This is a genomic window from Thermoactinospora rubra (assembly GCF_002093975.1).
Lineage (GTDB): Bacteria > Actinomycetota > Actinomycetes > Streptosporangiales > Streptosporangiaceae > Nonomuraea > Nonomuraea rubra_A.
On sequence record NZ_MSZZ01000005.1, the window covers coordinates 24,191 to 37,910 of the forward strand.

Here is a 13,720-nt window from a genome sequence, read left to right on the forward strand (position 1 = left end):
ACGGCCCGTCCCCCGCAAGGGCCCTCGGCCCTCGTTAATCCGCGCTTGAGCTTCCCTTAAGCCAAACCGCCCCGAGCGGCGGCACCCTGATGCTCGCCGAGTACGGCAGGCCGTGCCAGGACTCCTCGACCGCCTCCACCGCGCCCAGGTTCCCCACGCCGCTCCCGGCGTAGTCGTAGGCGTCGGTGTTGACGACCTCCTCCCACATGCCCGGGTACGGCAGGCCGATGCGGTACTCCTCGTGCGGCCCGCCGCTGAAGTTGACCACGCACGCCAGCGCCGAGCCGTCGCTCGCGTAGCGCAGGAAGGAGAAGGTGTTCCCCTGGGCGTCGTCGGCGTCGATCCACCGGAACCCGTCGGGGGTGCAGTCCTGCTCCCACAGCGCGGGCGTCTCCCGGTAGACGCGGTTGAGGTCGCGCACGAGCCGCTGCACGCCCTTGTGCCCGTCGAACTCCAGCACCCACCAGTCCAGGCCGCGCTCCTCCGACCACTCAGAGCCCTGGCCGAACTCGCCGCCCATGAACAGCAGCTGCTTGCCCGGATGCGCCCACATGAACGCCAGCAGCGCCCGCAGCTGGGCGAAGCGCTGCCACTCGTCGCCGGGCAGCTTGCCGAGCAGCGAGCCCTTGCCGTGGACGACCTCGTCGTGGGAGAGCGGCAGCACGAAGTTCTCGCTGTAGGCGTACATGAGCGAGAAGGTCATCTGGTGGTGGTGGTACTGCCGGAAGATCGGCTCATGGCGCAGGTAGGCGAGCGTGTCGTGCATCCAGCCCATGTTCCACTTGAACCCGAACCCGAGCCCGCCGAGGTACACCGGCCGCGACACGCCCGGCCAGGCGGTCGACTCCTCGGCGATGGTCGAGATGCCCGGCGCCTCCCGGTAGCAGACCGCGTTCATCTCCTTGAGGAAGTCCACCGCGTCCAGGTTCTCGCGCCCGCCGTAGACGTTGGGCGTCCACTCGCCCTCGCGCCGCGAGTAGTCCAGGTACAGCATCGACGCCACCGCGTCCACCCGCAGCCCGTCGACGTGGAACTCCTTCAGCCAGTACAGCGCGTTGGCGACCAGGAAGTTGCGCACCTCCCGGCGCCCGAAGTCGAAGACGAAGGTCCCCCAGTCGGGATGCTCGCCCCGGGCCGGGTCGGCGTGCTCGTACAGCGGCGTGCCGTCGAAGCGGGCCAGCGCCCAGTCGTCCATCGGGAAGTGGGCCGGCACCCAGTCCAGGAACACCCCGATGCCCGCCTGGTGCAGCCGGTCCACCAGGTGGCGGAAGTCGTCCGGCGACCCGAACCGGGCGGTCGGCGCGTAGTAGGAGGTGACCTGGTAGCCCCACGAGCCGCCGAAGGGGTGCTCGGCCACCGGCATGAACTCCACGTGCGTGAACCCCATGTCCCGCACGTAGGCGACCAGCTCCTCGGCCAGCTGCCGGTAGCTCAGCCCGGGCCGCCAGGAGCCCAGGTGCACCTCGTAGATGCTCATCGGCTCCCGCTGCGCCTGCCGCGTGGCCCGCCGGGCCAGCCACTCCTCGTCGCCCCACACGTACTCCGACCGCTCCACGACCGACGCGGTCTGCGGCGGCACCTCGGTCCGCCGCGCCATCGGGTCGGCCTTGTCGCGCCAGACCCCATCCACGCCCAGGATCTGAAACTTGTACCGCTCGCCCGGCCCCAGCCCGGGGACGAACAGCTCCCACACGCCCGAACGGCCCAGCGAGCGCATCGGGAAGTCGGTGCCCCAGTGGTTGAAGTCGCCGACCACCCGCACGCCGCGCGCGTTGGGCGCCCACACGCTGAACGCCGTGCCGTCGACGTCCTCGTGGCGTATCACCCGCGCGCCCAGCGCCTCCCACAGCCGCTCGTGCCGGCCTTCGCTGATCAGGTGCAGGTCGATCTCGCCCAGCGTGGGCCAGTGCCGGTAGGGGTCCTTCATCTCGTACGGCTCGGCGTCGCCGTACGTCACCCGATAGGTGTAGTCGGGCACCTTGTCCAGTCCCGGCACCGTCGTCTCGAAGACCCCGAACGCGACGTGCTGCATCTCGTGCCTGCCGCCGTCGGCCAGGACGACCTCCACCCGGGTGGCCAGGGGTCTGAGCGCGCGGAAGGTCACTCCCCCGGGGCCCAGGTGGGCGCCGAGGAGCGAGTGCGGATCGTGGTGCGCCCCACCTGCAAGGCGCTCGAGCTCAGTGTGCACCGGCATGCTCCTTACACTGCCCTAGAAAGCCCTTCCTCCCCAGCCTTTGCCCGATTTCACCGGCGAGTCGCGAACCGTTCGCGTCAACCGCCATACGGATTCTTGGCCGTGACATCACGCGGGGTCACGCGGAAGCCCTGCCAGTGCACCGGCATGGGGTCGGCGTCCTCGTCGCGGGCGACGTGGTGGAAGCCGACGTTCACCCAGATCACCGGATCGGCGAGCCGCTCCCGCCCGGCGTAGGCGTCCACCGAGTCCGCGCACCGGGGCGCGGCGTTCATGCTGGCCAGGCGCTCGCAGGCGCGGTACTGCGTGACGTAGACGTCGTGGTGGGTGAAGGCCTCCTCGGCCGGGCCGCGGTAGCGTGAGCTGTCGGAGTTGCTGATCTCCCAGGAGACGGGGTGGCCGTCGCCGTTGCGCACCTTCGGGTCCAGCACCCGCCACCAGCGCATCGGCGCGCTCACCGCCTTCGCCTCGTGCGTGAGGCGCGTGCGGACCATCGTCCGCTTCTTCGTCCCGTTTCCGGAAAAGTCGTATTGCTCCACGACGTCCCGCGAGCGCCCCTGGATGTCGAAGTCCAGCCGCCAGAACACGTTGTGGCTGTGCGACTCCTCGAAGTGCCGGTGCCCCACGCCGGTGGGCCAGCCGTGCTTCGGCGTCGTGGTGTAGCCCGCCAGCGAGCCGGTCGCCCCGAGCCGCGGCGTGATCGACCCGTCGTCGCCGAAGACCCACTCGGCGATGTAGGTGTACCAGCCGACCTGGTAGGCCGCGAGGACGACCAGCTCGTGCCCCTGGGCGGAGCGCCGCCTGCCGGGGTCGCCGTAGCCGTCCTTGAGGTGCGCGTGCCCGCGCGGCCTGGTCGTCACGCACACCGTCTGCTCCCGCCGCCGCCCGCCGGGGCAGTCCGCCGCGGTCAGCGGGACGGCGCTGGGCCCCAGCGAGCCGATGTCGTGGTAGCGCGGCTCGCCGCTGTCGTAGGGGACGTGGATCTGCGCGAGCGCCCCGCTGCGCAGCACGCCCACCCCGCGCCGGCCCTTGGGCACGTAGACGACCCTGGTCACCGTCAGGCCCTCGATCGTGCGCATCTCCCAGCACAGCTGCCAGCGCGCCCCGTTGGGCAGCCGCTGGTCCACCCGGTACGGCTCGCGGCACGGCGCGGCGTCGCGGGAGTCCGGGGCGGTCAGGGTTCCGGCGGCCAGCACGGCCGCGAGCGCTAAGTTGAGGAGCACCTCACCACTCCAGAGTGTGGATCTTCTTGGCGGACAGGTCGACGACGATGCGGCTGGTGTCGAGGAACCGCTCGTCGGGCAGGCGCACGAACAGCCGGACGCACCGGTGGGTACGGCAGGGCCCGCCGCGGAAGATCAGCCCGCGCAGCCCCAGGTCGGAGGCCGAGCGCAGCGGCCTGCCCGCGGCCCTGGCGTACTCGGCCCTGACGCCCCTGCCCAGCCTCGGATCGGCCAGCAGCAGCTCGGCCGCCACGACCTCCTCGCGCCTGGAGGGCGGCGGCTGCGCGCCCGCGGCCTTGGACTCGGCCACGACCTCGCCCCGGCCCAGGTCCACGGTCCTGACCACGAGGGTGTCGCGGGCGTAGTCGTAGAAGTAGGCGGCGGCGCGCCGGTCCCCCTCGTGCGCCTTGTCGTCGTCGCGCTCGACGTACAGCAGCTCCACGCGGCCACCCGCCATGTGCCGCCGGTTCGCGATCTCGCTCGCCCGCCCGACCTCCTCGGGGGTGAGCGGATCGCCGGGCGCGGGCTGCTGCTGCCCGGCGGTTCGGGCCGCCTGCGGGGAGCCGTCCCCCGCGAGGAGGATCAGCGCGCCCGCCAGCACCGCGACGCCCAGCGCCGAACCGGCGAGCGCAACGCCACGCCGCATGTCGCCTCCTTTACCATCCGTTGACGATCGCCTGCGAAGCGTAGCGGCATGCTGTCGGCCGTTGGCGGCTAAACGGGCATATTTGCAGGTCAGGTGGGATCTGTTGACCTCAATCGAACTTGAGGTCCTACGGTCGTCCCATGACCGACACCGTTGTGACCCGTGCCGGACGGCGCGAGTGGACCGGGCTGGCCGTCCTGGTCCTGCCCACCCTGCTGCTGTCCATCGACATGAGCGTGCTGCACCTCGCCGTGCCCAAGCTCAGCGCCGACCTGAGGCCGAGCGGCACCGAGCTGTTGTGGATCAATGACGTCTACGGCTTCCTCATCGCCGGGTTCCTCATCACGATGGGCTCCCTCGGCGACCGGATCGGCCGCAGGAAGCTGTTGCTGATCGGCGCGGCCGCCTTCGGCGTCGCCTCGGCGCTGGCCGCCTACGCCCCGAGCGCCGAGCTGCTGATCGCCGCCAGGGCGCTGCTGGGCGTCGCGGGTGCCACGTTGATGCCCTCGACACTGTCCTTGATCAGCAACATGTTCCGCGATCCGAGCCAGCGGACGGTGGCCATCAGCCTGTGGATGACGGGCTTCACCGGCGGCCTGGTGCTCGGGCCCGTCGTGGGTGGGGTGCTGCTGGAGAACTTCTGGTGGGGTTCGGTGTTCCTGCTGGGCGTGCCGGTGATGGCGCTGCTGCTGGCGGCGGGGCCGTTCCTGCTGCCGGAGTACCGCGATCCGGGCTCCGGCCGGATCGACCTGCCGAGCGTGCTGCTGTCCCTGGCCGCCATCCTGCCGGTGATCTACGGGCTCAAGGAGATCGCCGCGTACGGCGCGAGCCTCGTCCCGGTCCTGGCGGTGCTCGCCGGGCTGGCGGTCGGCGTGCTGTTCGTGGCCAGGCAGCGCCGGCTGGCCGACCCGCTGGTGGACATGCGGCTCTTCGCCGTGCGGCCGTTCTCCGCCTCCCTGGCGGCGATGATGATCGTGGTGCTCGTCGGTCCCGGCCTGGGCCTGCTGACGGCGCAGTACTACCAGTTGGTGCTGGGCCTGTCCCCGCTGGAGGCGGGCCTGTGGTCTCTCCCGCAGGCCGGGGCCATCATCGCCGGATTCGTCGTCACCCCGATGCTGGCCCGCCGGTTCCGCCCGGCCCACGTCATCACCGCCGGGCTCCTGGCCGGCGCCGCCGGGGTCGCCCTCGTCACGCGGGCGGATCTCGCGGCGGTCGTGGCGGGTCAGGTGATCTTCTTCCTGGGTGTCTCGCCGCTGTGGGTGCTGGGTACCGACCTGATCGTCGGCTCGGCTCCGCCCGAGCGCTCCGGCTCGGCCTCGTCGCTGTCGGAGTCGGTGCAGGAGTTCGGCGGCGCGCTGGGACTGGCCCTGTTCGGCAGCATCGCCACGGCCGTCTACCGGTCACGGATGGAGGTGCCCGACGGCGTGGCTCCCGGTGCGGCCGAGGCGGCCCGCGACACGCTCGGCGCCGCCGCCGAGGTGGCCGGGGATCTGCCCGCCGGACCCGGCGGGGCCCTGCTGGACGCGGCGCGCGCGGCGTTCACCGGCGGCCTCCAGGTCGCCGCCGTGGCGGGCGCCGTGATCGTCGTCGTCGCGGCCGTGCTGGCGGCGGTCTACCTGCGGCACGTGCCGCCGACCGCGCGGGAGAGCGAGCCCGAGCCGGTCAGCGTGCCCTGAAGGCGGCCAGCGGGATCGGCAGCCAGGAGGGCCGGTTGCGCGCCTCGTAGACGACCTCGTAGACGGCCTTGCCGTACTCCAGGGCGCGCAGCAGCGCCGAGTCGGCCTCGGTGACCTGCCCGCCGCCGGTCACGTAACCCTCCAGGAAGGCCTCGCGGTTGCGCGTGGACCAGTCCACCGCGCGCTCCTCCAGCTCCTCGGCGTCGGGGTGGTCGGCCAGCAGGTGGCGGGCGGCGTAGTCGAAGGAGCGCAGCATCCCGGCGACGTCGCGCAGCGGCGAGGCCAGCGCGGTGCGCTCCTCCAGCGGCTGGCCGGGCTCGCCCTCGAAGTCCAGGATGATCCAGTCGGTGGTGGTGCGCATCACCTGGCCCAGGTGGTAGTCGCCGTGCACCCGCTGCACGGGCACCCGGGCGGTGACGGCCTCGACCTGGTGGAAGGCCTCCTCCACGACGCGCACGTGCCGCCGCAGCTGCGGCACCTCCTCCACGGCGCGCTCGAGGTTGCGCCAGAAGCCCTCGATCATGCGCTTGACCTCGGGCGGCTCCACGACGTCCGTGGGGAACGCGGCGGCCAGCTCCAGGTGCACCTCGGCGGTGGCCACGCCCAGCCGGTAGGACTCGGCGGCGAAGTCGCCCCCGGCCTCGGCCGCCGTGACGCCGGGCAGCTGGCCGTACAGGTCGCGAACGCTGGCCAGCGCGAGGTCCCAGCCGTCGTTGGCGGTGGGCAGGTACTCCTGCATGATCGCCAGCGTCGTGGCGCGGCCGTCCAGGTCGGCCTCCATCCAGCCGTACGGCTGGGCGATGTGGCGGGCGCCGCGCCCGGCCAGAGCGGTGGTGATCTCCAGCTCGGGGTTGATCCCCGGGATGAGGCGGCGGAACAGCTTGCAGATGTAGGCCTCGCCGTACACCAGCGAGGTGTTGGACTGCTCGGCCCCCAGCACCAGGCTGCGCGGGCTGGTGCCGATCTCCACGCCGGGCACGCGCCGGAAGCGCACGGGGCCGGAGGTGGTGTCGTGCGCCATGCCCTCCAGCAGCACGTGGGTCAGCTCATGGTCGTGCACGGCGTCGTAGAAGTGCTGCCCGTCGGCCACGCCGATGAGGGCGTGCTTGAGCCGGTCCGGCAGGTCGGGAACGGTGCCGACGAGCACCTGGTAGCGGTCCCTGACGGCGCCCTGCGCCACCTCGACGATCAGGTGGCGCAGGCCGCCTGCCAGGTCGGTGTCGGATTCGATGCGGAGCGTGTCGATCGGACGCCCCTTGCCCGCGAACCAGCGTTGGCGAGTGATCCAGCGGGCAAGGAGGTCCTCCAGCACGACTTACTCCTCCTGAACGGGCTCCGGCGCGGGTGGGAGGGTGAACCAGTAGAAACCATGCCCAGGAAGCGTCAAAAGATACGGAAGTTCGCCAATCGGTGGGAAGGGAACACCGCCCATGCATTCCACCGGTGAGACCCCGACGAACCTGCGCAGGTCCAGCTCCACGGGCTGGGGGAAGCGGGAGAGGTTGTTGACGCACAGGATGCGGTCGTCGCCGTACTCCCTGACGAAGGCCAGCACGCTGGGGTTGGAGGAGTTGAGCTCGGCGAACTCGCCCAGGCCGAAGACCGGGTGCCGCTTGCGGATCTCGATCATCCGCTTGGTCCAGTGCAGCAGCGAGCCCGGGTTCTTCTGCTGGGCCTCGACGTTGAGCCCCTGGTAGCCGTAGATCGGGTCCATGATGACCGGCAGGTACAGCCGCCCCGGGTCGCAGTCGGAGAAGCCCGCGTTGCGGTCGGGCGTCCACTGCATCGGGGTGCGGACGCCGTCGCGGTCGCCGAGCCAGATGTTGTCGCCCATGCCGATCTCGTCGCCGTAGTAGAGCACCGGCGAGCCGGGCAGGCTCAGCAGCAGGGCCGTGAACAGCTCGATCTGGTTGCGGTCGTTCTCCAGCAGCGGGGCCAGGCGGCGCCGGATGCCCACGTTGGCCCGCATGCGCGGGTCCTTGGCGTACTCGGCGTACATGTAGTCGCGCTCTTCGTCGGTGACCATCTCGAGCGTCAGCTCGTCGTGGTTCCGCAGGAAGATGCCCCACTGGCAGTTCTCCGGAATCTTCGGCGTCTGCGCGAGTATTTCCGAGATCGGGTAACGCGACTCCCTTCTGACGGCCATGAAGATTCGCGGCATCAGCGGGAAATGGAAAGCCATGTGGCACTCGTCACCGCCGGTGAGCGGGTCGCCGAAGTAGGCGACCACGTCGGCGGGCCACTGGTTGGCCTCGGCGAGCAGCACCCGGTCGGGGTAGAGGCGGTCCACCTCGGCCCGGATCCGCTTGAGGTACTCATGCGTCCTGGGCAGGTTCTCGCAGTTGGTGCCGTCCTCCTCGAACAGGTACGGCACCGCGTCCAGCCGGAACCCGTCGATGCCCAGGTCCAGCCAGAAGCGCAGCACCTCCAGCATGGCCTCCTGGACCCTGGGGTTCTCGTAGTTGAGGTCGGGCTGGTGGTGGAAGAACCGGTGCCAGTAGTACTGCCCGCGCACCGGGTCGTAGGTCCAGTTCGACGTCTCGGTGTCGATGAAGATGATCCGGGCGTCCTTGTACTTCTCGTCGGTGTCGGACCAGACGTAGAAGTCGCCGTAGGGGCCCTCGGGATCGTGCCGGGAGGCCTGGAACCAGGGGTGGGCGTCGCTGGTGTGGTTCATCACCAGGTCGGCGATCACCCGCATGCCCCGCTTGTGCGCCTCGTCGACCAGCTTCACGAAGTCTCCCAGGTCTCCGAACTCCGGGAGAATCTTCATGAAGTCGGAAATGTCGTATCCGCCGTCACGAAGCGGCGACTCGTACAGCGGCAGCAGCCACAGGCAGTCCACCCCCAGCCACTGGAGGTAGTCGAGCTTGCTGATGAGCCCCTTGATGTCACCGGTGCCGTCGCCGTTGGAGTCCTTGAACCCTCTGATCAGCACCTCGTAGAAGACCGCGCGCTTGTACCAGTACGGATCGCGCGGCTTGTCCTCGTCGAAGGTGTTGGGAATGGGTTGAGACGTCACGGGCCCTCCTTCGCAGGGCTCGTGAGGGAGGGACATGCACACACGTTGAAGACTCCCCGCTGTTTCTATGCGCCTTGTGGAGGATCTACCGGTTGCCTGCTCGCACGGTGAAGATGTGAGCCGGATGGATGTGAGGATCGAGACGCACGTAGTTGTGCTGGCGCCAGTGATAGGTCTCGCCGGAGAGCGCGTCGTCCACGACGAACTCGGCGTTCCAGTCCAGACCCAGGGCGGGCATGTCCAGCTCGACGGTCGCCTCGTGGGTGTTGTGCGGATCTAGGTTGACGACCGCCAGGACAACGTCGCCCACACCGTGCCGTCGTGTGGCCGGGTCGTAGGCGCCGGGCAGCCGCTTGGAGAAGCAGACCATGTCCGGGTGGTCGATCCTGTGGAACCGTAGATTACGCAATTCCTGGAGAGCCGGATGGGCTCTTCGGAACAAATTCAGCTGGGTGATCAACGGGGCCAGCGTGCGCCCTTCGCGCTCGGCCGCCTCCCAGTCGCGCGGGCGGTACTGATATTTCTCGCTGTCCAGGTATTCCTCGCTTCCCGGGCGAACCGGGACATTCTCCGCAAGCTCATACCCCGAGTAGACACCCCAGGTCGGCGAGGCGAGCGCGGCCAGGATGGCCCGGATCTTGAACGCCGGCACCCCGCCGTGCTGCAGGTACTCGTTGAGGATGTCGGGCGTGTTGACGAACAGGTTCGGCCGCAGGTAGTGCGAGGTCTCCCCGGCCAGCTCCGTCAGGTAGGTCTCCACGTCCCACTTGGAGTTCTTCCACGTGTAGTAGGTGTAGGACTGGTGGAAGCCGATCTTGGCCAGCGTGCGCATCATCGCCGGCCGGGTGAACGCCTCCGACAGGAAGATCACGTCGGGGTCGGTGGCGTGGATGTCGGCCAGCAGGCGCGCCCAGAAGTTGACCGGCTTGGTGTGCGGGTTGTCCACCCGGAAGATCCGCACGCCGTGGTCCATCCAGTGCCGCAGCACCCGCTTGATCTCCGCGTAGATGCCCTCGGGATCGTTGTCGAAGTTGAGCGGGTAGATGTCCTGGTACTTCTTCGGCGGGTTCTCGGCGTAGGCGATGGAGCCGTCGGCGCGGATGTTGAACCACTCCGGGTGCTCCTTGACCCACGGGTGGTCGGGGGAGCACTGCAGGGCGAAGTCCAGCGCCACCTCCAGGCCGAGCCGGTTGGCCTGGGCCACGAAGGCGTCGAAGTCCTCGATCGTGCCGAGGTCCGGGTGGACCGCGTCGTGGCCGCCGGCGTCGCTGCCGATGGCCCACGGGGAGCCGGGATCGTCCGGCCCGGCGGTCAGGGTGTTGTTGCGGCCCTTGCGGAAGGTGACGCCGATCGGGTGGATCGGCGGCAGGTAGACCACGTCGAAGCCCATGCGGGCGATGGCGGGCAGGCGCCTGGCGGCGGTCTCGAAGGTCCCGGACTTGCTGGCGCCCGACTCCGTCACGATCGCGCCCTCCGACCGCGGGAAGAACTCATACCACGATCCGTACAGGGCGCGCCGCCGGTGCACACGCACCTTCATGGCCTTGGACCTGGTCACCAGGTCGCGCAGCGGGTGGGCCTCCAGCAGGGCCGCGGTCTCCGGCAGCTGGGCCACGCTCAGCCGGGCACGCGGGTCGAGGGTCTCGTCGCGCAGCGTCGAGGCGAGCGACAGCAGGGCCGCCCGGTGCCCGCACGGCTCGCCGTTCGTGCGGGCGCCGCCCTCGTGGGAGGGGCAGTCGGCCTGCCGCACGCCCTTCGCGGCGCGCTCGAACAGCCGGGCGCCCTCCTCGCACATCAGGTCCACGTCGATGCCGCGGGGGATCTTGATCCCCGCGTCGTGCAGCCACGTCGCGATCGGGTCGCTCCACGCCTCCACGCGGAACTGCCAGTCGCCCTCGGCCGGCAGCGACACCGACACGCCCCACCGGTCCGTGCCCGGGGCGAGCTCGCGCATGGGTTTCAGCCTGCCGCGGGCGCCGTCCGGGGAGATGAGCACCACACCGGCGGCGACCGCGTCGTGCCCCTCGCGGAACACGGTCGCGGAGATCTCGAAGGTCTCGCCGGCCACCGCCTTGGCGGGCCAGGCGCCACAGTCGACGACAGGTTGGATGTCCGAGATGGGAATACGTCCGATCATCGCTCTTGATCTCGTTTGGACGGCACGCCGGTGCCGCCGCGCTGTACGTGGCGGAACGATCTTTGCATGTTCGTCTGGGCTGCAAACGGACCTATGCCCTAGACACGCCGCTAGGGCATGTTGAGGGAGTTGCCCTAATAGTCCCTCTTCATGCGCCGATGCGGAAGGTGGGTTTAGCGCCCGGTACCTTGGGTGAAGGTTCTGACCCGAGTCCACAGAAAGCCGTAGGGTCGTCAATCGTGAGAGCAATCCGAAGGTTCACCGTCCGCACCGTGCTGCCGGCGGAGCTGTCCGCCCTCGGCGAGCTCGTCCACAACCTCCGATGGTCCTGGCATCCGGAGACCACCGACCTGTTCGCCTCCGTCGACCCGGACCTGTGGGAGCGGGTCGGGCACGACCCCGTGGCACTGCTGGGCGCCGTCGACCCCGCCAGGCTGCGCGAGCTGGCCGCCGACCGCCGCTTCCTGCGGCGGCTCGCCGACGCCGCCGACGACCTGCGGGAGTACATGACCGCCCCGCGCTGGTACCAGACGCTGCCCGACGCCGCCCGCGCCATCGCCTACTTCTCCCCCGAGTACGGCATAGCCGCGGCGCTGCCGCAGTACTCCGGCGGCCTGGGCATCCTGGCGGGCGACCACCTCAAGGCCGCCAGCGACATGGGCGTGCCGATCCTGGCCGTCGGCCTGCTGTACCGCCACGGCTACTTCACCCAGTCGCTGTCGCCCGAGGGCTGGCAGCTGGAGCACTACCCCTCCCTCGACCCGGGCGGGCTGCCGCTGACGATGCTGAAGGAGGCCGACGGCTCGGCCGTGCGGATCAGGGTGGGCCTGCCGGAGCACCGCACGCTGCACGCCCAGGTGTGGGTCGCGCAGGTGGGCCGGGTGCCGCTGCTGCTGCTCGACTCCGACGTGGCCGAGAACGACTCGGCCGCCCGCGACGTGACCGACCGCCTCTACGGCGGCGGCACCGACCACCGGCTCATGCAGGAGCTGCTGCTCGGCATCGGCGGCGTGCGCGCCATCCGCGCCTACTGCCGCATCACCGGCCACCCCGAGCCCGAGGTGTTCCACACCAACGAGGGCCACGCCGGGTTCCTGGGCCTGGAGCGCATCCGCGAGCTGACCGTGACGCGGCTGTCCTTCGACGAGGCGCTGGAGGCCGTGCGGGCCGGGACGGTCTTCACCACCCACACGCCGGTCCCGGCCGGGATCGACCGCTTCCCCATCGACATGATCCGGCGGCAGTTCGGCGGCGACAACGCCTGGCCGACCGTGCCGGTCGAGCGCATCCTGGAGCTCGGCGCCGAGGAGGACCCCACCCGCTTCAACATGGCCGTCATGGGCATGCGGCTGGCCCAGCGGGTCAACGGCGTCTCCCAGCTCCACGGCAAGGTCAGCAGGGAGATGTTCAAGAACCTGTGGCCGGGCTTCGACGTCGACGAGGTGCCGATCGGGTCGATCACCAACGGCGTCCACGCGCCCACCTGGGTCGGCCGGGAGATCATGGAGCTGGCCGGCCGCGCGCTGCCCTCGGTCGTCGAGCGCGGCCAGGGCTGGGAGGGCGTGCAGAAGATCTCCGACGCCGACATCTGGGCCATCCGCGGCCGGCTGCGCCGCCGCCTGGTGGAGGCGGCCAGGGTACGGCTGCGCGCCTCCTGGCGCGACCGCGGCGCCTCCGACGCCGAGCTGGGCTGGGTCGACGACGCCCTCGACCCCGACGTGCTGACCATCGGCTTCGCCCGGCGCGTGCCCTCCTACAAGCGGCTGACGCTGATGCTGCGCGACCCGGCGCGGCTGCGGAAGCTGCTGCTCGACCCGGACAAGCCCGTGCAGATCGTCATCGCCGGCAAGGCCCACCCGGCCGACGAGGGCGGCAAGAAGCTCATCCAGCAGATCGTCAAGTTCGCCGACGCCGAGGACGTGCGCCACCGCATCGCCTTCCTGCCCGACTACGACATGGCCCTCGGCCAGCTGCTGGTCCAGGGCTGCGACGTGTGGCTGAACAACCCGCTGCGGCCCCTGGAGGCCAGCGGCACCTCGGGCATGAAGTCGGCGCTCAACGGCGGGCTCAACCTGTCCATCCGCGACGGCTGGTGGGACGAGTGGTACGACGGCACCAACGGCTGGGCCATCCCCACCGCCGACGGCGTCACCGACCCCGACCGGCGCGACGAGCTGGAGGCCGCGGCCCTGTACGACCTCATCGAGCACGAGGTCGCCGACCGCTTCTACGACCGCGCCGCCGACGGGCTGCCGCGCCGCTGGCTGGAGATGGTCAAGCACACGCTCGCCTCGCTCGGGCCCAAGGTGCTGGCCGGGCGCATGCTGCGCGACTACGTGCTGGATCTCTACACCCCGGCGGCCAAGTCGGCACGCGCCCTGTGCGCCGACGGCTACGCCCCGGCCAAAGACTTCGCCGCCTGGCGGGTCCGCGTCGCCAAGGCGTGGCCCGCCGTACGGGTCGAGCACGTCGAGGCCTCGGGGCTGGGCGACACGCCCGAGGTCGGCGCCGCGCTGGAGCTGCGGGCCACCGTGGCGCTGGGCGACCTGACGCCGGACGACGTGCTCGTGCAGGCCGCCTACGGCCGCGTCGGGGCGCACGACGAGCTGATCCACCCGAGCTACCTGGCGCTCGACCCGGTCGTCAACGGCGACGACGGCAAGGCGCACTACGCCGGCGTGATCCCGCTGGAGCGGACCGGCGCCTTCGGCTACACCGTCCGCGTCGTGCCGCACAACCCGTTCATGGCCTCGCCGGCCGATCTCGGTCTCGTGGCGGTGCCCGAGGAGCCGGCGGGCATGACGAACGGCACACTCCGCTAG

8 protein-coding genes are annotated in these 13,720 nt (G+C 70.5%); 2 read left to right on the top strand and 6 right to left on the bottom strand.

Going from position 1 to position 13,720, the window contains the following annotated elements; genetic code table 11:
- Window positions 1-34: 34 nt before the first annotated feature.
- The 3 genes from glgB to BSB02_RS17110 form a co-directional block, all read right to left on the bottom strand.
- Window positions 35-2,194 carry a 1,4-alpha-glucan branching protein GlgB gene (glgB, locus tag BSB02_RS17100; protein ID WP_084959979.1) on the bottom strand — a complete coding sequence of 720 codons (2,160 nt, stop codon included), beginning with the start codon at window positions 2,192-2,194 and terminating at the stop codon, window positions 35-37.
- Window positions 2,195-2,271: 77 nt separating this feature from the next.
- Window positions 2,272-3,417 carry a copper amine oxidase gene (locus tag BSB02_RS17105; RefSeq protein ID WP_084959980.1) on the bottom strand — a complete coding sequence of 382 codons (1,146 nt, stop codon included), beginning with the start codon at window positions 3,415-3,417 and terminating at the stop codon, window positions 2,272-2,274.
- Between the two features lies 1 nt (window position 3,418).
- Window positions 3,419-4,063, bottom strand: coding sequence for a hypothetical protein (locus tag BSB02_RS17110; protein ID WP_084959981.1), 645 nt, complete (start codon window positions 4,061-4,063; stop codon window positions 3,419-3,421).
- A gap of 140 nt (window positions 4,064-4,203) precedes the next feature.
- Here BSB02_RS17110 and BSB02_RS17115 point away from each other — a divergent pair, with 140 nt between their 5' ends.
- Window positions 4,204-5,739, top strand: a complete 1,536-nt coding sequence (locus tag BSB02_RS17115; RefSeq protein ID WP_084959982.1) for an MFS transporter — start codon at window positions 4,204-4,206, stop codon at window positions 5,737-5,739.
- On the opposite strand, the gene BSB02_RS17120 is transcribed toward BSB02_RS17115, so the two are convergent.
- Genes BSB02_RS17120 through BSB02_RS17130 form a run of 3 tightly spaced genes read right to left on the bottom strand, consistent with a single transcriptional unit; the run spans window position 5,726 to window position 10,898 of the window.
- The gene (locus BSB02_RS17120) at window positions 5,726-7,051 is read right to left on the bottom strand and encodes a maltokinase N-terminal cap-like domain-containing protein (RefSeq protein ID WP_084959983.1); all 1,326 of its coding nucleotides are present in this window, start codon (window positions 7,049-7,051) and stop codon (window positions 5,726-5,728) included. The two genes, BSB02_RS17115 and BSB02_RS17120, sit on opposite strands and share 14 nt — an antisense overlap.
- A gap of 3 nt (window positions 7,052-7,054) precedes the next feature.
- Window positions 7,055-8,797: a maltose alpha-D-glucosyltransferase gene (gene treS / locus BSB02_RS17125; RefSeq protein WP_084959984.1), complete on the bottom strand. Its 1,743-nt coding sequence runs from the start codon at window positions 8,795-8,797 to the stop codon at window positions 7,055-7,057.
- A 49-nt stretch (window positions 8,798-8,846) separates the two neighbouring features.
- On the bottom strand, window positions 8,847-10,898 hold the full coding sequence (locus BSB02_RS17130) for an alpha-1,4-glucan--maltose-1-phosphate maltosyltransferase (RefSeq protein WP_084959985.1): 2,052 nt from the start codon (window positions 10,896-10,898) through the stop codon (window positions 8,847-8,849).
- Between the two features lie 239 nt (window positions 10,899-11,137).
- Between BSB02_RS17130 and glgP the strand changes: the two genes are divergently transcribed.
- A complete protein-coding gene (gene glgP / locus BSB02_RS17135) occupies window positions 11,138-13,720 on the top strand; it encodes an alpha-glucan family phosphorylase (RefSeq protein WP_084959986.1) in 2,583 nt (860 codons plus the stop codon).